At 40.3% G+C, this 23,027-nt stretch carries 20 protein-coding genes and 3 tRNA genes; 20 read left to right on the top strand and 3 right to left on the bottom strand.

Annotated features, from left to right (window positions below; genetic code table 11):
* Window positions 1-3: 3 nt before the first annotated feature.
* The 4 genes from nqrE to nqrM all read left to right on the top strand — a co-directional run bounded on the left by nqrE (window position 4) and on the right by nqrM (window position 3,359).
* On the top strand, window positions 4-600 hold the full coding sequence (gene nqrE, locus SJ312_RS09655) for an NADH:ubiquinone reductase (Na(+)-transporting) subunit E (RefSeq protein ID WP_004264764.1): 597 nt from the start codon (window positions 4-6) through the stop codon (window positions 598-600).
* Window positions 601-615: 15 nt separating this feature from the next.
* On the top strand, window positions 616-1,842 hold the full coding sequence (nqrF, locus tag SJ312_RS09650; RefSeq protein ID WP_004264766.1) for an NADH:ubiquinone reductase (Na(+)-transporting) subunit F: 1,227 nt from the start codon (window positions 616-618) through the stop codon (window positions 1,840-1,842).
* A 240-nt stretch (window positions 1,843-2,082) separates the two neighbouring features.
* On the top strand, window positions 2,083-3,114 hold the full coding sequence (locus SJ312_RS09645; protein WP_036958908.1) for an FAD:protein FMN transferase: 1,032 nt from the start codon (window positions 2,083-2,085) through the stop codon (window positions 3,112-3,114).
* A 17-nt stretch (window positions 3,115-3,131) separates the two neighbouring features.
* Window positions 3,132-3,359, top strand: coding sequence for a (Na+)-NQR maturation NqrM (gene nqrM, locus SJ312_RS09640; protein WP_004264769.1), 228 nt, complete (start codon window positions 3,132-3,134; stop codon window positions 3,357-3,359).
* Window positions 3,360-3,455: 96 nt separating this feature from the next.
* On the opposite strand, the gene SJ312_RS09635 is transcribed toward nqrM, so the two are convergent.
* Both SJ312_RS09635 and SJ312_RS09630 read right to left on the bottom strand, forming a co-directional pair.
* Entirely contained in the window at window positions 3,456-3,818 is a 363-nt protein-coding gene (locus SJ312_RS09635; RefSeq protein ID WP_110732236.1) for a hypothetical protein, read from the bottom strand.
* A gap of 178 nt (window positions 3,819-3,996) precedes the next feature.
* On the bottom strand, window positions 3,997-4,893 hold the full coding sequence (locus SJ312_RS09630) for a glycerophosphodiester phosphodiesterase family protein (protein ID WP_319867537.1): 897 nt from the start codon (window positions 4,891-4,893) through the stop codon (window positions 3,997-3,999).
* A 281-nt stretch (window positions 4,894-5,174) separates the two neighbouring features.
* Between SJ312_RS09630 and dinB the strand changes: the two genes are divergently transcribed.
* Window positions 5,175-6,230 carry a DNA polymerase IV gene (gene dinB / locus SJ312_RS09625; RefSeq protein ID WP_036958912.1) on the top strand — a complete coding sequence of 352 codons (1,056 nt, stop codon included), beginning with the start codon at window positions 5,175-5,177 and terminating at the stop codon, window positions 6,228-6,230.
* 48 nt (window positions 6,231-6,278) lie between these two features.
* Here dinB and pepD read toward each other — a convergent pair whose 3' ends face one another.
* Window positions 6,279-7,739, bottom strand: coding sequence for a beta-Ala-His dipeptidase (gene pepD, locus SJ312_RS09620; protein ID WP_165879164.1), 1,461 nt, complete (start codon window positions 7,737-7,739; stop codon window positions 6,279-6,281).
* Between the two features lie 437 nt (window positions 7,740-8,176).
* On the opposite strand from pepD, the gene gpt reads away from it, so the two are divergent.
* From gpt to SJ312_RS09545, 15 genes are all read left to right on the top strand, one after another.
* Window positions 8,177-8,641 carry a xanthine phosphoribosyltransferase gene (gene gpt, locus SJ312_RS09615; protein WP_036958965.1) on the top strand — a complete coding sequence of 155 codons (465 nt, stop codon included), beginning with the start codon at window positions 8,177-8,179 and terminating at the stop codon, window positions 8,639-8,641.
* 184 nt (window positions 8,642-8,825) lie between these two features.
* Window positions 8,826-10,076 carry an esterase FrsA gene (gene frsA / locus SJ312_RS09610; protein WP_004264784.1) on the top strand — a complete coding sequence of 417 codons (1,251 nt, stop codon included), beginning with the start codon at window positions 8,826-8,828 and terminating at the stop codon, window positions 10,074-10,076.
* A 71-nt stretch (window positions 10,077-10,147) separates the two neighbouring features.
* The gene (gene crl, locus SJ312_RS09605; protein ID WP_036958914.1) at window positions 10,148-10,549 is read left to right on the top strand and encodes a sigma factor-binding protein Crl; all 402 of its coding nucleotides are present in this window, start codon (window positions 10,148-10,150) and stop codon (window positions 10,547-10,549) included.
* A gap of 116 nt (window positions 10,550-10,665) precedes the next feature.
* On the top strand, window positions 10,666-11,769 hold the full coding sequence (proB, locus tag SJ312_RS09600; RefSeq protein ID WP_319867771.1) for a glutamate 5-kinase: 1,104 nt from the start codon (window positions 10,666-10,668) through the stop codon (window positions 11,767-11,769).
* A gap of 2 nt (window positions 11,770-11,771) precedes the next feature.
* Window positions 11,772-13,025: a glutamate-5-semialdehyde dehydrogenase gene (gene proA / locus SJ312_RS09595; RefSeq protein WP_319867533.1), complete on the top strand. Its 1,254-nt coding sequence runs from the start codon at window positions 11,772-11,774 to the stop codon at window positions 13,023-13,025.
* A 127-nt stretch (window positions 13,026-13,152) separates the two neighbouring features.
* On the top strand, window positions 13,153-13,650 hold the full coding sequence (gene aroL, locus SJ312_RS09590; RefSeq protein ID WP_096864774.1) for a shikimate kinase AroL: 498 nt from the start codon (window positions 13,153-13,155) through the stop codon (window positions 13,648-13,650).
* Between the two features lie 140 nt (window positions 13,651-13,790).
* Window positions 13,791-15,938 (top strand): bifunctional acyl-ACP--phospholipid O-acyltransferase/long-chain-fatty-acid--ACP ligase, encoded by a 2,148-nt coding sequence (gene aas / locus SJ312_RS09585; RefSeq protein ID WP_110592309.1) that lies wholly within the window; start codon window positions 13,791-13,793, stop codon window positions 15,936-15,938.
* Window position 15,939: 1 nt separating this feature from the next.
* On the top strand, window positions 15,940-17,142 hold the full coding sequence (gene lplT, locus SJ312_RS09580; protein WP_036958917.1) for a lysophospholipid transporter LplT: 1,203 nt from the start codon (window positions 15,940-15,942) through the stop codon (window positions 17,140-17,142).
* A gap of 14 nt (window positions 17,143-17,156) precedes the next feature.
* Window positions 17,157-17,660 (top strand): nicotinamide-nucleotide amidase, encoded by a 504-nt coding sequence (pncC, locus tag SJ312_RS09575; protein WP_004264808.1) that lies wholly within the window; start codon window positions 17,157-17,159, stop codon window positions 17,658-17,660.
* A 104-nt stretch (window positions 17,661-17,764) separates the two neighbouring features.
* On the top strand, window positions 17,765-18,832 hold the full coding sequence (gene recA / locus SJ312_RS09570) for a recombinase RecA (RefSeq protein ID WP_094962029.1): 1,068 nt from the start codon (window positions 17,765-17,767) through the stop codon (window positions 18,830-18,832).
* 326 nt (window positions 18,833-19,158) lie between these two features.
* On the top strand, window positions 19,159-21,786 hold the full coding sequence (alaS, locus tag SJ312_RS09565) for an alanine--tRNA ligase (RefSeq protein WP_094962028.1): 2,628 nt from the start codon (window positions 19,159-19,161) through the stop codon (window positions 21,784-21,786).
* Window positions 21,787-22,013: 227 nt separating this feature from the next.
* Window positions 22,014-22,199 carry a carbon storage regulator CsrA gene (gene csrA, locus SJ312_RS09560; RefSeq protein ID WP_004264815.1) on the top strand — a complete coding sequence of 62 codons (186 nt, stop codon included), beginning with the start codon at window positions 22,014-22,016 and terminating at the stop codon, window positions 22,197-22,199.
* A 435-nt stretch (window positions 22,200-22,634) separates the two neighbouring features.
* Window positions 22,635-22,727: transfer RNA gene (locus SJ312_RS09555), tRNA-Ser, on the top strand.
* An 11-nt stretch (window positions 22,728-22,738) separates the two neighbouring features.
* A tRNA-Arg gene (locus tag SJ312_RS09550) sits at window positions 22,739-22,815 on the top strand.
* 138 nt (window positions 22,816-22,953) lie between these two features.
* Window positions 22,954-23,027, top strand: a tRNA-Arg gene (locus SJ312_RS09545).

Raw genomic sequence — 23,027 nt, 5'->3', positions numbered from 1 at the left:
CACATGGAACACTATATTAGCCTGTTTGTTAAAGCCATTTTTATTGAAAATATGGCATTAGCGTTTTTCTTGGGAATGTGTACTTTCCTTGCGGTGTCGAAGAATGTAAAAACCGCTTTTGGACTGGGTATCGCTGTAACGGTAGTTCTGGGGATCTCTGTCCCAGCCAATAACTTAGTATACAACTTGGTGTTACGTGATGGTGCGATTGCCGAAGGTATCGATTTATCCTTCTTGAACTTCATCACTTTTATCGGTGTTATTGCCGCGTTAGTTCAGATTCTTGAAATGATTTTAGACCGCTACTTCCCGTCACTGTATAACGCGTTAGGTATCTTTTTGCCATTGATTACCGTTAACTGTGCCATTTTCGGTGGTGTTTCTTTCATGGCTCAGCGTGATTATAACTTTAGCGAATCGATTGTGTATGGGTTCGGTTCGGGGATCGGTTGGATGCTCGCAATCGTATTGCTGGCGGCTATCCGTGAGAAGATGAAGTACTCAGATATTCCATCGGGTCTAAAAGGGTTAGGTATCACCTTTGTGACAACCGGTTTAATGGCATTGGGCTTTATGTCCTTCTCCGGTGTGCAGCTATAAAGGCGAGAAGAATTCATGGAAATTATTATTTTAGGTGTCGTGATGTTTACCCTGATTGTCTTGGTGCTGACAGGTTTAATCCTGTTTGCTAAATCCAAGCTAGTCAATACAGGGAACATCAAAGTTGAAGTTAATGGCGATCCAGACAAAAGTTTTGAAGCTCCGGCGGGCGACAAACTGTTAGGCATGCTATCAAACCAAGGTATTTTTGTTTCATCAGCATGTGGCGGCGGTGGCTCTTGTGGTCAGTGCCGTGTGAAAATCAAAGAAGGCGGTGGTGATATTCTGCCAACTGAGCTTTCACACATCAACAAACGTGAAGCAAAAGAAGGCTGCCGATTAGCGTGTCAGGTCAACGTTAAGCAAGATTTAAAAATTGAGCTTCCAGAAGAAATTTTTGGTGTGAAAAAATGGGAGTGTGAAGTTATTTCTAATGATAACAAAGCCACTTTCATTAAAGAGCTTAAACTGAAAATTCCAGAAGGAGAGGTAGTTCCTTTCCGTGCGGGTGGTTTTATTCAGATTGAATGTCCGGCACATGTTGTCAAATACGAAGATTTTGATGTACCAGAAGAGTACCGCGAAGATTGGGATAAATTTAACCTGTTCCGTTATGTGTCTGAGGTTAAAGAGCCAACTGTTCGCGCCTATTCGATGGCAAACTACCCGGAAGAGTATGGCATTATCATGCTAAACGTGCGTATTGCTACGCCACCACCTCGTAATCCAGATGTCCCACCGGGGATCATGTCTTCTTATATTTGGTCATTAAAGCCAGGGGATAAAGTCACTATTTCTGGGCCGTTTGGTGAATTTTTTGCTAAAGAAACGGAAGCAGAAATGGTGTTTATCGGTGGTGGTGCGGGAATGGCGCCAATGCGTTCTCACATATTTGACCAACTGCGTCGTTTGGATTCTAAACGTAAGATCAGTTTCTGGTATGGTGCGCGTTCAGTCCGTGAAATGTTCTACACTGAAGATTTTGACCAACTTGCCGCAGAACATGAGAACTTTACATGGCATGTCGCGCTTTCAGACCCTATGCCTGAAGATAATTGGGATGGTTATACAGGTTTCATCCATAATGTCTTATATGAAAACTACTTAAAAGACCATCCAGCGCCAGAAGATTGTGAGTTCTATATGTGTGGACCTCCAATGATGAATGCTGCTGTGATTAAAATGTTGAAAGACCTCGGTGTTGAAGATGAAAATATCCTGTTGGATGACTTCGGTGGTTAAGCAACTTAGCTGATTTTATTAGACTTATCAAAGTCAGTAGACAGTAACACTTTAAAGAGGGAAAATATTTTCCCTCTTTGTGATTTTAGTAAATCTATTAAGTGCTAATTAGTTAGCGCTTAATAGGTAGATTTATAATTATTTTGACTGGAACATTCTCTGCATGGGTGACGATGTAAAGTGTGTTAATAGTCTGGGCGGCCTTAACAAAATGCGCTCATGATTGACGCGGAGAAAATTATGCTAAGTAAAAGAATCTATACCCCAATACTGCTATTTGTTGCAGCTCTGTTTCTTACTGCCTGTGGTGGACCTGAACAACAGAATCTTCAGGGGCAAACGATGGGGACGTACTATTCGGTTAAATATGTTACAGATTCTTCGGAGCCAAAGCCTGAAGTCATTCAAGCCGAAATAGATAAACGTTTGGAAGAAGTTAACGACCAAATGTCAACATATCGCCCAGATTCAGAATTAAGTCGTTTTAACCAATTTAAAGAAGTGAATACGCCGTTCCCAGTTTCTGCAGCAACCGCAACTGTGGTTAAAAAAGCCATTGAAATTAATAAACTTACTAATGGTTCATTAGATGTAACGGTTGGGCCTTTAGTTAATTTATGGGGTTTTGGCCCTGAAGGAAGAGTGACTAAAGCGCCTTCTGATGAAGAGTTGGCTAAGCGTAGAGCCTGGACTGGTATCGAGAAACTCTCGGTTCAGGATAATAACCTAATTAAAACGATCCCTGAGCTGTACGTCGACCTTTCCTCAATTGCTAAAGGTTATGGTGTTGACGTTGTTGCTGAATATTTAGAATCATTGGATATCAATAATTATATGGTTGATATTGGTGGTGAAGTGCGTACGAAAGGAACAAATGGTAAAGAAGTACCATGGCGTATTGCAATAGAAAAACCTGTCGCGGATGGGGTAAGCCAAACAGCACAAGAGATTATTGAACCAGGTGACCGTTCTATCGCTACATCAGGAGATTACCGTAATTATTTCGAGCAAGATGGTGTTCGTTTTTCTCATACCATTGACCCAAAAACAGGCAAGCCAATCACTCATAATTTAGTTTCTATTACGGTGATTGCAGAAAATTGCATGAGTGCTGATGGCCTATCTACGGGGCTAAATGTTTTAGGGCCTGAAGTTGGCTTTGATTTAGCTGAAAAAATGAATATTCCTGTTTTTATGATTGTTAAGACAGATAAAGGTTTTGAAGAGCGTTATACTAAGGCATTCGAACCATTTTTAACTAAAAAACAGTAGTTTTGGGAGGATAAAAGATGCTAAATGTTTTTATTGCAGCCTTTGTACTGTTTTTGCTGGCCTTTTTAGGCATGTCACTTGGATATATTATTAAGCGTAAGAGTATCCAAGGTAGCTGCGGCGGGTTAAGCAGTATTGGTGTTGATAAAGTGTGTGATTGCCCTGAGCCTTGCGATGCACGTAAAAAGCGTATGGCACGTGAAGAAGCCCGCCAAAAAATACTGGATAAAAACCGTATTATTTGAATAGTAATATTTAACGGTTCTATAACTAGTAATGAGCCGGAGATGTCTAAATATAGTTATTAGACATCTCCAAATATTACTTTCCCGTTATACAGTCTAAATTAATTGCATTTTCTTAGCACATGAAACAGAGACAGGGTAATTAACATGCATGCTTTTTGTCTCACCATCAAATCTAATCGTGACCTTTCCATTATCATTGTTGTTAATTTGGCAAGGTAAAAAATCACCACTACTCCACAGTTCATTACTTTTCGTAGTAATTTTAGCTTTCCAAGCACTTTTACCTGTTGTTGAGTAAGGGAATGAATTTACGTTAGAGCTAGATGTGGCATGTGCTAGATTATAAAATATAAACACATTATCATAGGGGTTATCACTATTATGATAATGTATTTCAACTTTCCTTAATGTTTCATTCCAATAATTCTCGACAATCATTGTTCCAATATTTGACATATAAAACCTTTTTTAAATTATTTTAAATAGAATTTTTGTGATGGATTAAATATATCAAGTTTTCTATAGCAGTAAATTAAGAACAATTATTATTAATTGATGAAAAGAATGTTTTTAAGATGTGATTTAATTCCTAAGCTATTATTAAAGTAATAATAGCTTAGGTGATGTTATTAGATTATTTTTTAAATGCTTTTGGGGAATCAACCATTACAGCATCAACACCAATTTCTTTTGCGAGTTGGTAGTCACTGTCATTATTAACACCAAAGACAATGATATAGGCATTACCATTTTTTCTAAAACAGTCGATGGCCTCTTTATCCCATGAAAGGGTAGCTGGTGAGCGTGCCTCACCTAATGTATATTTTTCAACTACTTCAACTTTACGATGTAGCTCAAAGCCATACCAACGAGTAGTGGTTTTGTCATTTTCTATTGAGCATTGATGGTTCATCACGATATTTGCCAACATAGTCCGAGTTTCATCACGGCTTTCAAATAGTGAAATTTTTGATGAAAGGGATTTTAGCGCTTTTAAAAATTCATCATTAGTGGAATAAAAACGTACTTGGCTAAATGAATTAGTTTTATCTAGTAATGCAAGGATAGCTTGTGCTTGGATATTAGGGTCTGCATCAGGTGATTTTAAATCAATATAAAAAGTCGTATCAGGGTATTTTTTTAAAATAGTTTCTAGTCTACTAATAGTAGTATCTTGCATAGGTAGTTGCAGGTTATTTTTTATATTGTATTTATATGCAGCATTTATACGGTTAAGTTGCAGGGCACTATATTTTGATACTGGACCTTCATGGTCTGTAAGTGAGCTTAAGTCACTTGGACGATATAAAACGAGTTGATTATCTTTACTTAACTGAACGGTAAGCCAAATAGCGTCAGCATTATTTTTCTTTGCTAAATCAATTGCATAAATTGTATTTTCTGGTGCATCAGCCGTTCCTGCACGGTGAGCAACAATTTTAGGGGATAGTGCAAAAACGGTTTGGCTAGCAAACAGTATTATGAGAGTTGCCATAAATTTAAAATATTTTGATGTTGATGTAATTGCCATAGAGATGATCCATAAATAGTTTTTCAAGGTATTGTCGTTGGTAAAACAACTCTTTTTATTACTTTTTTGTTTAAAAGTAAGTATTAACACTTATTTTTAAGACAAACTTTAAATAAAATCTTTATTGGATAGATTGGCAGATGATTATTGCAATATGATGAATTACCTAGTTATCATTAAGTTAGCTTGTTATTCATCCATTTATGGTGGTCTGATAATAATTGCATGGCTATTAAAGATACTGTATATTTAAACAGTTGATTGATTGTTAGGGTATACTCGTGCGTAAAATTATTCATATTGATATGGACTGCTTTTATGCCGCCATCGAGATGCGTGACGACCCAAGCCTTCGCAATGTACCTATTGCGGTGGGAGGTAGCGCAGATCGCCGAGGAGTGATTAGTACTGCAAATTATGAAGCACGTCGCTACGGTGTTCATAGTGCGATGTCTACAGCGATTGCACTTAGGCTTTGCCCTCACTTGAAAGTGGTTCCTGGGCATATGGCACTTTATAAAGAAACCTCTCTTCATATTCGAAAAATATTTGCGCGTTACACAGACCTCATAGAACCGCTTTCTCTTGATGAGGCTTATTTGGATGTTACGGATTGTACGCAATTACACGGCTCTGCAACGTTAATTGCTGAGGCTATCCGTAAGCAAATCTTTGATGAATTACAGCTCACTGCTTCAGCGGGGATCGCTCCAATAAAATTTTTGGCAAAGATTGCTTCCGATATGAACAAACCGAATGGCCAATTCGTGATCACACCACAAGATATCGATCAATTCGTTCTTAAATTGCCGCTAAAAAAAATACCAGGAGTGGGTAAGGTAACAGCCCAAAAATTAGCGGATATGGGGTTGGTGACTTGTGCCGATGTTCAAAAATATGATGTAGTTGCGTTGATTAAAAGCATGGGGAAATTTGGGCAGGTACTTTGGGAGCGTTGCCATGGTATCGATGAACGTGCGATTAACCCTGATAGGCTTAGGAAATCGGTAGGAGTTGAACGTACACTTACAGAAGATATCTATCAATGGGAAGATTGCTTGCCGTTGTTGGATAAATTATACGATGAACTCCAACTGCGTTTAGCAAAGGTAAAGCCTGACCTTCGTATTGCTCGCCAAGGTGTAAAATTTAAATTTGCAGACTTTCAGCAAACGACACAAGAACATGTATACCCAGTTCTCAATAAACAAGATTTGGTACAAATAGCGAAAAAAGCTTGGGATAATCGCCGCTTAGGGCGTGGCGTTCGGTTAGTTGGTTTGCATGTGATGCTGCAAAGTCCTCAGCTTGAACGGCAATTATTACTTGAATTGTAAAAAACACCCATCGTATGATAGGTGTTTGATTTACAATTAATTAGTTGTTTATTCTTTAACTGGAATTGCTTTTAAAACCGCAGTTAATAATTTCCAATACTCACCAACGCTTGCAATATGCACACGCTCATCAGGGGAGTGCGCACCACGAATAGTTGGCCCAATTGAAACCATATCCATGTCTGGGTAAGGCTTTTTGAATAAGCCACACTCAAGGCCTGCGTGGATCACCATCACATTAGGAATTTTACCGAATAGTTTGTTGTAGGTATCACTGACTAAATGCATCACTGGTGAGTCTGCATCGGGCTGCCAACCAGGGTAACTGCCTTCTGCTCGATATTGGGCTTGTGCTAATTTACTGATAGATGTCAGCATGTTAACAACGTAGTTCTTGCCGCTATCGATAAGTGAGCGAACAAGGAAGATAATTTCTGCTTTATCTTCAGTTAGGCGTACCACACCTTCATTAAGTGACGTTTCAACCACGCCAATAGCCACATCGCTCATGCGAATTACACCGTTCGGTGCTGCATTTAAGAAGAAAACAAAACGCTTTTGGCAATCATCAGAAAGGGCTTTTAGCTCACTTTGCGTTTCGTCAAGTAGCAGAACAAGGTTAGGCTCAACAACAGCTAATTCATTTTTCAGAATATCTTCATAGCGCGTTCTCAGTGCCGTTAATTCAACAACTTTGTCTGCTGGAACAGCAATAATGGCATAGGCTTCACGAGGAATCGCATTGCGAACAGTACCCCCTCTAAAATCTAATAATTTTAGGCTTAAATCTTCTTCGTGCCCTGCTAGAAATCGAGCTAACAGCTTATTGGCATTACCTAAACCTAAATGTACATCACCACCGGAGTGACCACCTTTTAGGCCTTTTAGGGTCATTGTGAAGGTTTTATAGCCTTGTGGTAATGCTTCACGAGTCAGGTCAAACGTGGTTGTAAAATCAACACCACCAGCGCAACCCATGTAAATTTCACCTTCTTCTTCGGAGTCGGTGTTTATCAAAATATCTGCTTGTAACCAGCCTGCTTTCAAGCCAAAAGCACCTTCCATACCGGCTTCTTCGGTCATGGTCAGGAGAACTTCCATTGGCCCATGCTCAACGCTATCGTCAGCAAGAACAGCCAAAGCAGAAGCTAAGCCAATGCCGTTATCAGCACCTAAAGTGGTGCCTTCAGCAGTAACCCACTCACCATTAACATAGGGACGAATTGGATCTGTTTTAAAGTCATGTACCGTGTCGTTATTTTTTTGTGGCACCATGTCCAAGTGAGCTTGTAAAACAACACCTTTACGGTTTTCATAACCAGGCGTAGCAGGTTTACGGATCAGAATATTGCCTACTTCATCACGTTCAACGTGAAAGCCTTTTTGTTTTGACCAATCAACAATATGCGCGGCTAAGGCTTCTTCGTGATACGAAGGGTGTGGGATAGAACAGATTTTAGCGAAGATATCCCATAGCGGTTGGGGGGATAATGTAGCTAGCTCAGACACGTCTCTCTCCTTTTATTTTCCCTTTATATTTCAATCTGTAGCGTTGTTGGCTTCATTCATAAATCCCAGTCACATACTTATGTATGCTCCTAGGATTTACTCATTTGCCGCCTAGCTACAAATTGAACTATTTAGGGATAATATCCTGAATAACCCAGTAGGAGCTGATTGGCAACCAACGTTAATTTCAGCTTCAATTTTAAAAGGAATATTGCTGTAATTATGACCTAACAGCCTGAAGTTTCGAATTAAAGGCTGCCTCTTTTATAAACTCAGGATAACACTTTCTTTTGAGCAATGGACAGTGTAAATGATAATAATTAATGGCGAATGGTGCTTTTTGCTGGTTTTTAACCGGCCAAATCACTATAATCTCGCGCAACCTTTTTTCCGCAAGACACTTTTCAGATTTACTCAGCAGTCGGGACCCGAATTTTATGAGCGAAAAATATGTCGTAACGTGGGATATGTTGCAAATACATGCCCGTAAACTCGCACAACGTTTATTACCAGTAGAACAATGGACCGGTATTATCGCGGTTAGCCGTGGTGGCCTTGTTCCTGGAGCACTGCTTGCACGCGAACTTGGTATTCGTAACGTTGATACCGTTTGTATTTCTAGCTATGACCATAATAACCAGCGCGAATTAACCGTGATTAAACGTGCAGAAGGTGATGGTGAAGGCTATATTGTCATCGATGATTTAGTAGATACAGGCGGCACAGCTCAAGCTATCCGTAACATGTACCCTAAAGCACATTTTGTCACCATCTTTGCAAAACCTGCAGGCCGTCCATTAGTTGATGACTACGTAGTTGATATTCCACAAGATACATGGATCGAACAACCATGGGACATGGGTGTCGTTTTTGTTAAACCATTGTGTGAACAAGATAAATAAATCTGTTTTTCATGAGCGTTTTAGGTGAAAACATTGTAATTATAAAGCGTTATAGGTTTTATTGATTGCAAAAACACATTAATACCTAAAATTTTTGAGCTAAACACGATATAATTTGGGGAGTGCATTTTTGCATTCCCTTTATTTTTGGCCAAATTCAACTCTGATCGACAAGGAAATAGGGATGACTCAGCAAAACCTTTCAGAAAAACTTTTCAAACCTAAAGTCAGACAAGTTGAAACATCAACATTAGTCTCTTATTCATCTCAAACAATTTCTCAAATTAAAGAACACAGTGTGTTAAGTGGCTCCCATCATGCGGGTTGGTATCGTATGATTAATCGCTTAATGTGGATTTGGCGAGGAATAGACGCCTTAGAAATTGAAGAAGTACTAAGTCGTATTGCTATCTCAGATGCTGAGCGTAGCAATGATAACTTGTTGGATACGGTCATTGGCAACCGTCGTGGAAACTGGTGTTTCGAATGGTCCCAGCAAGCCATGCGTTGGCAGCAAAAAGCATTAGAATTTGAAAAAGGTGCAGAGGCAGGGGAGGCTTGGTTACGTTCTGCTAATTTGTACAGCATTGCCGCTTATCCTTTTATTAAAGGTGACGAGCTGGCTGACCAAGCTATTTTGCTGGCTTGCAAAGCTTATGATAGTGCCGCAAAATTTTCTCAATATCGCCTAAAGAAAATTCCTTTCAAAGTTGATGGTGGGAAAGAAGTTTGCGGTTTTTTACATATTCCTTCACAGGGGCAAGGGCCTTATCCGACAGTGATGATCTGTGGCATGTTAGATAGCTTACAGATTGATTTTTGTCGCTATTTTCGCGACTACCTCGAACCACTCGGTATTGCAATGCTAACACTGGATATGCCGTCAATTGGTTATTCGGTTAAACACAAGCTTACGCAGGAAACGAGCACCTTACATGAGCAAATCGTTCGCCAGCTTGGGGATATTGCTTGGATTGACCATACGCGTTTTGGCATCGTTGGTATGCGTTTTGGCGCAAATATAGCGTTAAGATTAGCTTATATGTGCCCTGATAAGATTAAAGCGGTTGCTGTCATAGGGCCAATTGTCCACAGTTTATTGCATGAAGAGAAATATCAACAAGATATTCCTCGGATGGTTTTGGATGTATTCGCCAGTCGTTTGGGTATTTATCAAGTTGATGGTTCTGCTTTACGTCATGAATTAAGTTGCTATTCACTTAAAAATCAAGGGCTTTTGGGGCGGCGCAGTAAGGTTCCAATGCTATCGGTTAGTCTTAAAGATGATATTTACAGCCCCAAAGCAGAGTCTGATTTAATTCGACGTTCATCGATGGATGCTGACACGATAATGCTACCAAGCCAGCCCGTTTTTGCTAATTTTGAAAAGGCGCTAAGTGAAACTACTAATTGGTTAAAAGCAAAAATACTTTAATTTTATTTAATAACTTGCTTATTTTTTCCCATTTGTTAAAAAGGTGTCTTCCCAAGAAGGAGATCCTTAACATGGCTTTACCGACTGATTACTCAAATGGAAAGTATTTAAAGAAGTTTGCTTCGATAGGACCTTATTTACGTGAAAAACAATGTTTAAATGGCTGTTATATATTCGATAGCCTCGTTGTTTGCGTGAATGCAAATATTGCCCCAGAAAAACGTGAATTTTGGGGGTGGTGGCTAAAATTGGTTGCAACTGATAAGGGGTTTGAATTTACTTATCATTTGGGCCTATACAACAGCCATGGTAGTTGGCAAGTTAAAGCATTAAAAGATGCACCAACCATTGAGGCGACAGAGCAAAATTTAGTGTCTTTTCACCAAGCCCTTGCAAAACAACTATCTGAACTTGAGTTAAGCCTCTTTCCCTCCCCGCTAATGACAGAATTAAAACTGGAATTAAGCGCATAAATTTGTTTTAAACCAACTTTTGTTGAATTTTGCGTTATGCCTGTTGGCATAACGCGCTTCTCCTGATAAAAATGATACCTACTTTTTGGTTTATTAATCCTAATGGCAGAAAAATGATGAAAAATAGCCAGACGCTGGTAGTTAAATTAGGGACCAGTGTATTAACAGGGGGCTCGCGCCGTTTAAATCAAGCTCATATTGTTGAGCTGGTTAGGCAGTGCGCGCAGCAATATGAAAAAGGGCATCGTATTATTATTGTGACTTCTGGGGCAATTGCCGCAGGTCGCGAACACTTAAATTACCCCGAACTGCCGGCTACCATAGCATCTAAACAGTTGCTTGCGGCGGTCGGTCAAAGTCGTTTAATCCAGTTATGGGAACGGTTATTCTCCATTTATGGCATTCATATCGGGCAAATGTTACTGACACGAGCCGATTTAGAAGACAGAGAACGTTTCTTAAATGCACGAGATACCTTGCAAGCACTGCTAGATAACGGAATCATTCCAGTTATCAATGAAAATGATGCTGTGGCTACCGCAGAAATCAAAGTCGGTGATAATGACAATCTATCCGCTTTGGCCGCGATTCTTGGCGATGCAGATAAACTGCTATTATTGACAGATATCGAAGGCTTATATGATGCTGATCCACGCAGTAATCCAAATGCAAAATTGATCCCTGAAGTGTATGGTATCAATGATGAACTTCGCGAAATGGCGGGGGGAAGCGTTAGCGGGTTAGGAACCGGTGGAATGGCAACTAAATTACAAGCAGCAGATGTCGCGGGCCGCGCAGGAATTGATGTTATCATTGCAGCAGGCAATAAACCGGATGTTATTAATGCGGTTATTGAAAATCTTCCAGTTGGTACCCGTTTTTATGGGCAAAAAAATCCAATGGAAAATCGTAAACGTTGGATTTTCGGTGCTCCAGCAGCTGGAGATGTGTACATTGATGATGGTGCACAACTGGCAATTATGGAAAAAGGCAGTTCATTATTGCCAAAAGGTATTAAGAAGATTGAAGGCGATTTCTCCCGAGGCGCAGTGATCCGTATTCGTAATATGGTAGGGAAAGATCTTGCTCATGGGGTCAGCCACTATAACAGTGATGCACTTAGAATGATTGCTGGGCACCATTCACAAGAAATCAGCAAAATACTTGGCTATGAACACGGTTCTGTGGCTGTTCATCGTGATGATATGATAGTGAGTTAATTATGTTAGAGACAATGGGTAAGGCAGCAAGAGTTGCTTCATGGCAATTAGCTCAGTTAAGTACCAAACAAAAAAATGCAGCACTATTACAGATTGCTGATCTACTAGAACAAGATAATGCAATTATACTTGCAGCGAATCAAAAAGACATGGCGCAGGCAAAAGCAAGCGGTATGACTGAGGCGTTACAAGACCGCTTATTGCTGACGCCAGAGCGTTTAAAAAGTATTGCTGATGATGTTAGAAAAGTATGTCAATTAGCTGATCCTGTTGGGCAAATTATTGATGGAAGCCAATTGGATAGCGGCTTAAATTTACAGCGCCGCCGTGTCCCATTGGGGGTTGTTGGTGTTATTTATGAAGCTCGCCCTAATGTTACCGTTGATGTGGCTTCGTTATGTTTAAAGACAGGTAATGCGGTCATTTTACGTGGCGGTAAAGAGACACACCATACTAACCTTGCGGTGGTGGAAGTTATTCAAAAAGCATTGGAAAATAGCGGCTTGCCAGCAGATGCAGTACAAGCTATTAATAATCCTGACCGTGAATTAGTTGCACAATTACTCAAATTAGATCGCTACGTCGATATGCTAATCCCTCGCGGCGGTGCGGGTTTACATAAATTATGTCGTGAGCAATCAACGATCCCAGTAATTACTGGGGGAATTGGTGTTTGCCATACATTTGTTGATAAATCGGTAGATTTTAATAAAGCCATTAACGTGATTATTAATGCAAAAGTTCAGCGCCCAAGCGCTTGTAACTCACTGGAAACATTATTAGTTCATAAAGAGATTGCGAATGAGTTTCTGCCGTTTTTAAGTGAAAAAATGGCACAACAACAAGTCACATTACATGCGAGTGAAAAAGCGCTTCCATTGCTAAAACAAGGTCCAGCTAAAGTTGTTGATGTAAAACCTGAAAACCTTGTCGATGAGTGGCTCTCACTGGATCTTAACGTAGACATTGTTGAAGATATTGACGCTGCTATCGACCATATTCGTCATTATGGTACAGCTCATTCTGATGCTATCTTGACAGAATCTATTCACCAAGCTGACTATTTCGTTCAATGTGTAGATTCAGCCGCGGTATATGTTAATGCAAGCACTCGCTTTACCGATGGTGGGCAGTTTGGTTTAGGTGCAGAGGTCGCAGTGAGTACGCAAAAATTACATTCACGTGGCCCTATGGGGTTAGATGCACTAACAACGTACAAATGGATCGGGTATGGTGACTTTTTAAGTCGTCCATAATGAGTAAAAATGATGAGATAGCCACACTTGTGTGGCTTTCTTTTTTTATTTGCCAAACTAGGCAGTTTATCATAAGCAAATTTGTAATCGGTATTGCTTAGTATTTATGATGATGGGATGAAATTTAATGTTTTACATTATCGGTCCAAGAGGTTCGGGTAAAACCACAATTGGTAAAAAATTTGCAGAATCTAAAGGTTATCAATTTGTTGATACAGATAAATTGATTTTAGAAAAAGCGGGAAAAAGTATCGCAGAAATTGTTGAACAGCACGGGTGGGATTACTTTCGCCAGCTAGAGACTGACGTCCTTAAGTCGATTACGCAAAGCGATATGATTGTTTCAACTGGTGGGGGGCTTGTTCTTGCAGAAGAAAATCAGCAAATTATGCGTAATAACGGCACCGTGATTTACTTAAATACCCACCCTGAAGTTTTAGCAAAACGCCTTGCTGCGGAACCGCAAGCGGATCAGCGACCAAGTTTGACAGGAAAATCTTTAGTTGAAGAAATTGAAGAAGTGATGCAACAAAGGGAGCCTATCTACCGTGCGACAGCACATCATATTATTGATGCGGCTCAGCCTGTCGACGACATCATCGTACAACTTAATGATTTAACTTAAACTCATGAGTGATAAGCCAGCGGTGTTTTCGGAATATACTAATTAGAGTAAAGGGAGTAGCTCAGTAAGATAGAAGTCACTAAAGGTATAGTCGTATCACACTAATATATAAAAATATAATCATAGTATAGGGACTCATTATGTTGGCAAAGATAGTCAAAACAGTACTTAAATTTTTGTTTCGCGTACAAGTTATTGGCGACGCGAAAGAATTTAATCAAGATAAATGCTTAATTACGCCCAATCATGTTTCTTTCCTAGATGGTGTATTAATCGCACTTTTTTTGCCTGTCAAACCTGTATTTGCTGTTTATTCAACATTTGCCACACCGAAAATGGTGAAGCGCCTTAAGCCCTATGCGGATATTGTCCCTCTTGATCCTGCCAACCCTCTAGGTATTCGTCATCTAGTTAAAGAGGTAGAAAAAGGGCGCCCAATAGTTATTTTCCCAGAAGGCCGAATTTCGGTTCATGGCTCTTTAATGAAAATATACGAAGGAGCGGCTTTTGTGGCAGCAAAGTCAGAAGCAAAAGTTGTTCCTATTCGTATAGAAGGTGCACAATATAGCCATTTTGGGCGGCTGAAAGGAATTTTTCCATTAAAATGGTTCCCGAAGATCACATTGCATATCTTGCCAGCACAAGAAATTCCAATGCCAGAAGCTCCTAGAGCGGTAGAGCGTCGTGCTCTGGCTGGTGAAAATCTGTACCAAATCATGAAGTCCGCACGTATGTCTTGTTTACCACAAGTCACATTAGTTGAAGAATTTATTCAAAGTGTTCAGTTTTTTGGGCGTCGCACGCCTTGTATTGAAGACATCGCATTTAAAGAGGATTCATATCAATCTCTATTGAAAAAAACCTTAGGGGTTGGCCGTATTATTGAACGTTATACTCATGAAAATGAAAGAGTTGGCCTATTATTGCCAAATGCGACAGTCACCGCAGCTGCGATTTTTGGCGCTTTAATGAGAGGCCGAGTACCTGCCATGCTTAATTACACTGCTGGCAGTCACGGTATTAGTAACGCTTTAAAAGCTTCAGCAGCGAAAGTGGTCTTTACTTCCCGCCAATTTTTGGAAAAAGGCAACTTAACGCATATTCCAGAACAAGTGCCAGAAGCAAGTTGGATTTACCTTGAAGATTTAAAAGACACGGTAACATGGCAAGATAAAATATGGATTATTAAGCACTTATTTAATCCTAAAAAAGCCATTATTCCCCGAAAACCGTCCGATGAAGCGATTGTTTTATTCACATCCGGCTCGGAAGGTACACCGAAAGGTGTTGTCCACAGCCATGCCAGCTTGATGGCAAACGTAGAGCAAATTAAAACGATCGCTGATTTTACACCTCGTGACCGTTTTATGTCGTCACTTCCATTATTTCACGCATTTGGTTTGACGGTTGGCTTATTTATCCCTCTATTTTCAGGTAGCCGAGTTTTCCTTTATCCAAGCCCATTACATTACCGGATCATTCCTGAATTAGTCTATGACAAAAACTGTACGGTATTATTTGGAACATCAACCTTTTTAGGTAACTACGCACGATTTGCTCATCAGTATGATTTTGCACGTTTGCGTTATGTGGTTGCGGGCGCAGAAAAATTATCAGATAAAACCAAAAAAATCTGGTTCGATAAATTTGGCATCCGAATTCTTGAAGGCTATGGGGTAACTGAGTGTGCACCTATTGTTTCAATTAATGTGCCAATGGCCGCTAAAGAAGGCTCTGTAGGGCAAATTTTACCCGAAATGGAAGCGCGAATTATCCCCATTTCTGGTATTGAACAAGGTGGTAAATTACAGCTTAAAGGCCCAAATATCATGAAAGGGTATTTGCGTGTGGAAGCGCCTGGGGTACTTGAAACACCACGAGCTGAAAATGCACAAGGTGAAATAGAGGAAGGTTGGTACGACACAGGTGATATCGTTGAATTAGATCATAAAAATTTCTGTACGATAAAAGGCCGTGTTAAACGTTTTGCTAAACTTGCGGGTGAAATGGTTTCTCTCGAAAGTATTGAGCAAATGGTGGCATCTCTTTCTCCTAATGCAAATCATGGTGTGGTTACAAAGCCAGATAGCAGTAAAGGTGAAGCGCTTGTTTTGTTCACAACAGATAAAGAACTAGAGCGTAGCGCATTATCTAGTGCAGCCAAAAGCAAAGGGTTAACCGAGTTAGCGGTTCCACGTGATATTCGTTTTGTTAAAGAGTTGCCAGTACTGGGTAGCGGTAAAACGGATTTTGTCACATTAAAGCAAATGGCATTAAAGGATGAATAATATGCAAGAGAATGCGTCCAATGTACCGTTAATGAGCAGAGGAATGAAAGCTGTACTTGCTTCACAGTTTCTTTCTGCATTTGCAGATAATGCTTTATTATTTGCCATATTAGCCCAACTTAAAGCCGAGTTTTATCCTGAATGGAGTCATCCTATCTTACAAATGGTGTTTGTTTTCACTTACATCGTTTTAGCGCCATTTGTTGGGCAAATTGCAGATAGGTTCTCAAAGGGCCGAGTGATGTTGTTTTCTAACATCTTTAAGTTTATTGGGGCATTAGGGATTTGTTTTGGCCTAAACCCATTCCTTTGCTATGGGTTAGTGGGAATCGGCGCTGCTTCATATTCACCAGCTAAATACGGTATTTTAGGTGAGCTCACTGGTGGAGATAACCTTGTTAAGGCCAATGGTGTCATGGAGGCTTCAACAATCGCAGCCATTTTAGTGGGATCGGTTGTCGGAGGAATGCTTTCCGATATTAACTTAATCTTAGCGTTAGGCACATGTGCTGTATTGTATGCGTTAGCCGTTATTGCGAATTTTTTCATCCCACACTTAGCTGCCGCGAGGCCTGGAAAAGGTTGGGATCTTAAACTGTTAATTACTTCTTTTTTCAATGCCTGCCGGGTGCTATGGGCTAACCAAGAAAGCCGTTTTTCACTAGTTGGAACCAGCTTGTTCTGGGGAGCTGGGGTAACGCTGCGTTTTCTGCTCGTTGCATGGGTGCCTGTGGCATTGGGATTACAAGACAATACAACGCCGACTATTTTAAATGCGATGGTTGCCGTGGGAATAGTTGCAGGAGCCGGGCTTGCTGCCAAGTTTATTACCTTAAAAACGGTTTATCGCTGCATTCCTGCGGGAGTTATTATAGGTGTGATGGTGGTGTTACTTTCGTTGCAAACTAATATTATTCCATCCTATTTTATTTTAATCATCCTTGGGATCTTCGGCGGTTTGTTTGTTGTTCCGTTGAATGCATTATTGCAAGAAAAAGGGAAGGAAACCGTTGGAGCAGGGAATGCGATTGCAGTACAAAACTTAGGTGAAAATAGTGCAATGCTAATTATGTTAGGCTTGTACTCATTAGCAATTAAAGCAGGTTTGTCAGTTGTGAATGCCGGTATTGGTTTTGGTGCTGTATTCGCAATTGCGATTGCGGGTTTATGGGTTTGGGATCGCGCTCGTAAAAAAATGGCATAAAGGTAGATAACATCATGATAGATGAGAAGCGGCTTGAAACTCTGAGTATTCAGGTTGGGCTGAAACTGAAAGAACAGGGTAAAACAGTCACAACCGCAGAGTCATGTACCGGGGGCTGGGTTGCCAAAGTTTTAACCGATATATCGGGTAGCTCAGATTATTTTCAGCGTGGCTTTGTGACATACAGTAATGAAGCAAAGCATCAAATGATCGGTGTTAAAGATGAGTCTTTACAGCAGTATGGCGCTGTAAGCCAACAAGTCGTTACTGAAATGGCGACAGGCGCTTTACAAGAAGCCTGTGCAGATTTTGCTGTTTCAGTTAGTGGAATAGCAGGCCCTGGGGGCGGTAGTGTAGAAAAACCTGTTGGTACAGTATGGTTTGGTTTTGCACAGAAACAGGCAGACCAAACGGTATTAGTCACAACACAACATCAAGTGTTTCAAGGAAACAGAAATGAAGTTCGTTTTCAATCAACACTTTATATACTTGAAACACTTTTAAAGCAGTTAAGTTAAAAATTTCCTTGATACTGTATGATTATACAGTATAATTAATTTCAACAAACCGAATTCAATCGTTTTATTTGCAGTGGTCAAATCATTGCACTTAGGGAGTAAACATGGCTATTGATGAAAACAAACAAAAAGCACTTGCAGCAGCATTAGGCCAAATTGAAAAGCAATTTGGTAAAGGTTCCATTATGCGTCTTGGTGAAGACCGCTCTATGGATGTTGAAACTATCTCAACAGGCTCCTTATCCCTTGATGTTGCATTGGGTGCTGGTGGCTTGCCACTAGGTCGTATTGTTGAAATCTACGGCCCTGAATCTTCAGGTAAAACAACACTAACTCTGCAAGTTATTGCTGCAGCGCAACGTAGTGGTAAAACATGTGCTTTCATCGATGCTGAACACGCTTTAGACCCTATCTATGCTAAAAAATTAGGCGTTGATATCGATAACTTACTATGTTCTCAACCGGACACCGGTGAGCAAGCGCTAGAAATTTGTGATGCATTAACTCGCTCAGGTGCGGTTGATGTGATCATCGTTGACTCCGTTGCTGCATTAACACCAAAAGCTGAAATTGAAGGTGAAATTGGTGATTCACATATGGGCCTAGCTGCTCGTATGATGAGCCAAGCAATGCGTAAGTTAGCTGGTAACTTAAAAACATCTAATACCTTACTGATCTTTATCAACCAAATTCGTATGAAGATTGGTGTTATGTTTGGTAACCCAGAAACAACAACAGGTGGTAATGCATTAAAATTCTACGCATCTGTTCGTTTAGACATCCGCCGTATTGGTGCTGTTAAAAATGGCGAAGAAATCGTCGGTAGTGAAACTCGCGTTAAAGTGGTAAAAAACAAAGTTGCAGCACCGTTCAAACAAGCTGAATTCCAAATTTTGTATGGTGAAGGTATTAATACCTTCGGCGAGCTAATTGACTTAGGTGTAAAACATAAGTTAATTGAAAAAGCAGGGGCTTGGTATAGTTATAACGGCGATAAAATTGGCCAAGGTAAAGCTAACTCAACAAATTATTTAAAAGAGCACCCTGAAGTTGCTCAAGAAATTGATACCAAACTGCGTGAAATGTTATTGAATCACACTGGTGAATTTAGTAGTGCAGCAACAGACTTTATCAGTGATGCTGATGAAGAAGAAACACCAGAAGAATTTTAATTTTAATCTAATTAATTGATTAATAAGTAAATTATAGGCGCTCCGCTGATGTGGTGGCGCCTATTTTATTTTTAACCTATTACATTAATAGTTTATTGAACAGTTTTTCTGTGGAAAAATACACCAGTGCAAGGTATAAACATACTTTCAGAAAATATCTAGACGCTTTACAATGAAAGCTGCGAATGGATGTATCTATATTTTACTTCTGCACAAAGAGACTTTATCTTATCAGTCACTTTTTAATCGGAGAGTTGATTAGAGGTGATGTTACATTCCATCTCAACAATTCGTAATTCTGTTTCCAGCTTGATATCGGGATAAATATGAGTAAAAGCACCGCTGAGATCCGTCAAGCGTTTCTCGACTTTTTTCATACAAAAGGTCATCAAGTGGTCTCTAGTAGTTCACTAGTGCCAAATAATGACCCTACACTATTGTTCACAAACGCAGGGATGAACCAGTTCAAAGATGTATTTCTTGGTCTGGATAAAAGAGCATATTCCCGAGCGACAACCGCGCAACGCTGTGTGCGTGCAGGTGGTAAACATAACGACTTAGAAAATGTAGGCTATACTGCCCGCCACCATACATTTTTTGAAATGTTAGGCAATTTTAGCTTTGGCGATTACTTTAAGCATGATGCTATCCGTTTTGCTTGGGAGTTATTGACTAGCGAAGAATGGTTTAACTTACCAAAAGAAAGGTTGTGGGTGACCGTTTACGCAACTGACGATGAAGCTTATGATATCTGGAATAAAGAAATTGGTATTCCAGTTGAGCGTATTATTCGTATTGGTGATAACAAGGGCGCACCATATGCGTCAGATAACTTCTGGCAAATGGGTGATACCGGTCCCTGTGGCCCATGTACCGAGATTTTCTATGATCACGGTGACCATATATGGGGGGGGCCTCCAGGAAGCCCAGAAGAAGACGGTGACCGCTATATTGAAATTTGGAACTTAGTCTTCATGCAATTTAACCGTCAGTCTGACGGGACAATGGAGCCTCTACCAAAACCTTCAGTTGACACAGGAATGGGCTTAGAGCGTATTTCTGCGGTATTGCAGCACGTTAATTCAAACTATGAAATTGATATCTTCCGTGACCTTATTGCTGCGGCAGCTAAAGCAACAGGTGCGACGGATTTAGAGAATAAATCATTACGTGTTATTGCTGACCACATTCGTTCTTGTGCATTCCTTGTTAGTGATGGTGTTATTCCATCAAATGAAGGTCGTGGTTATGTTCTGCGTCGTATTATTCGACGTGCTGTTCGTCACGGTTATATGCTTGGTGCCAAAGACACTTTCTTCTACAAATTAGTCGCGCCACTGATTAAAGTCATGGGGCCTGCGGCCGATGAACTTGCACGCCAGCAAGCTATGGTTGAAAAAGTTCTCAAGACCGAAGAAGAGCAATTTGCACGCACGTTAGAACGCGGTCTTCAATTATTAGATGAAGAACTTGCTTCACTGAAAGGGGATACTCTGGATGGTGAAGCGGCATTCCGCTTATATGACACCTATGGCTTCCCAATCGATTTAACGGCAGATGTTTGCCGTGAGCGCAATATTAAAGTCGACGAAGAAGGTTTTGAGCGGGCGATGGAAGACCAGCGTCGTCGTGCGCGCGAATCCAGTGGTTTTGGTGCGGATTATAACTCTTTAATTAAAGTTGATAAGCGTAGTGAATTCTCCGGTTATCAATATGATGAGCAACAAGCCACTATTACTGCATTATATAAAGATGGCCAACCTGTAGACAGTTTGAATGCGGGTGAAGAAGGCTTAGTTATACTAGATAAAACTGCATTTTATGCAGAGTCTGGTGGGCAAGTCGGTGATACTGGTTACTTAAATAATGACAATGCGAGCTTTAAAGTCACTGATACACAAAAATATGGTCAAGCAATTGGGCATATTGGTAAGGTAGAGGCGGGTTCACTGGTTGTTAACCATAGAATTACCGCTTTTGTGGATAGCGCTAGACGTGATGCGATCCGTTTAAATCACTCAGCAACACACTTACTGCATGCGGCATTACGCCAAGTATTAGGCGACCATGTTTCTCAAAAGGGTTCATTGGTTAATGACAAATACTTGCGTTTTGACTTCTCTCATTTTGAAGCGATGACACAAGAGCAACTACGTCAAGTAGAAGATATTGTGAATGCACAAATCCGTAAAAACTCAGAAATTGAAACTGAACTGATGGATTTAGAAGGCGCTAAAGCAAAAGGTGCTATGGCATTATTCGGTGAAAAATATGAGGAACGTGTACGTGTTCTGAGTATGGGTGATTTTTCTATCGAGTTATGTGGTGGTACACATGCGCGTCGTACAGGAGATATTGGTTTATTCCGTATCTTGAGTGAATCTGGTACGGCTGCAGGTGTTCGTCGTATTGAAGCGACTACAGGCTCAATGGCGATTGAAAGCATTCACAATCAGTCAGAGCAACTTTCAGCAATTGCACACTTAGTGAAAGGTGATATTAATAGTCTTGTCGAGAAAGTAAAAGCGGCGTTAGACAAATCTCGCCAACTCGAAAAAGAAATTGTGCAACTAAAAGATCAACAAGCATCTCAAGAAAGTGCTTCACTAAGTAGTAAAGCGAAAGACGTGAAAGGCATCAAATTATTAGTCACTCAATTAGCGGATACTGATCCTAAGTTGTTGAGAACTATGGTTGATGACCTTAAAAATCAGTTGAAATCAGCGATTATCGTGCTTTCAACAACAAGTGGTGATAAAGTCAGTATGATCGTTGGGGTAACTAATGATTTGACTGCTAAAGTTAAAGCAGGGGACTTAATTTCCTATATTGCAAGTCAGGTAGGTGGTAAAGGTGGCGGTCGCCCAGACATGGCTCAAGCGGGAGGTACTGACGTTAGCGCATTACCTGCTGCTATGGCAAGTGTCGAAGAATGGGTCGAAGCGCGTCTGTAAGCACTTACAAAGTTGCCTCATTAAAATATGAGGCAACTTTAATCTGTTGCGGCATTGTTAATGTATCGTTTGTAGTGCTATATTTTGCTTGTAAATAATTAGAATGCTTGTATTGATGGCATCAATGCTTTAGGTGAATGTCATTGCTTTACGTTTTCACGGTGTGTGATGGACAATAGCGGGGATACCTAGAGACCCGACTCTTTTAATATTTCAAGGAGCAAAGAATGCTTATTCTGACTCGTCGAGTTGGTGAAACACTCATGATAGGCGATGAGGTAACAGTTACTGTATTGGGTGTCAAAGGCAACCAAGTTCGTATTGGTGTTAATGCCCCAAAAGAAGTTTCTGTTCACCGTGAAGAAATTTATCAACGGATCCAGGCTGAAAAGACTCAACCAGATAATCAATAATAATGAATAAGCGTCCAATGATTGATCACACAGCAAGAATGGGCGCTTGTCTTACTCACATTATTTCTAAAAATATCCTTTCGTTTTTATAATTCTCTAGCATCAAACTCACTTTATTGTTTAGTCTTCGGTTCTCTTGTACGAAATCTTGTTTTCCTTTGTATGAAATATAGGCTAATCAATCCAGTGAGCTCATTTTTATTCACTTATAGAATAATTTTTTTTCTGTATTTTTGTTTATAAAGTTAGTGTCATAAGGGCTGAAAAATATCTTTTTCGGTGTTAAACTAAGCATCTTGCTTGTGAAATGTGCAAACAGACAACGGAATGCAAAAAGTTTGGAAAAATTGTTTGACTTCTAAGTCTAGGAAAGTAATATGTGCGCCACACAGCAACGAGATGTTTGAAAAAACAAATCGTGTGTAACTAAAATATGGTGAGGTGGCCGAGAGGCTGAAGGCGCTCCCCTGCTAAGGGAGTATGCGGTCAAAAGCTGCATCGAGGGTTCGAATCCCTCCCTCACCGCCATTTTAGATTATGCATCCGTAGCTCAGCTGGATAGAGTACTCGGCTACGAACCGAGCGGTCGGAGGTTCGAATCCTCCCGGATGCACCATCTTTAACCCTATGAGAGAATCTGATGGGGTTTTGTTTTGGTTTTAGCAACCAAACAAAGCAGTAACTAAGAAGTTGATTTATAGAAGTAGAAGTTGATAAAGAAGTTTGAGAGAGCAGCACATCTTGCATTAAGTATGCATCCGTAGCTCAGCTGGATAGAGTACTCGGCTACGAACCGAGCGGTCGGAGGTTCGAATCCTCCCGGATGCA

Origin of the sequence: Providencia sp. CIM-Carb-044, assembly GCF_033901115.1 — a bacterium.
In the GTDB taxonomy this organism is placed as follows: Bacteria; Pseudomonadota; Gammaproteobacteria; order Enterobacterales; family Enterobacteriaceae; genus Providencia; species Providencia hangzhouensis.
This window is presented reverse-complemented; position numbering and strand designations above follow the sequence as displayed.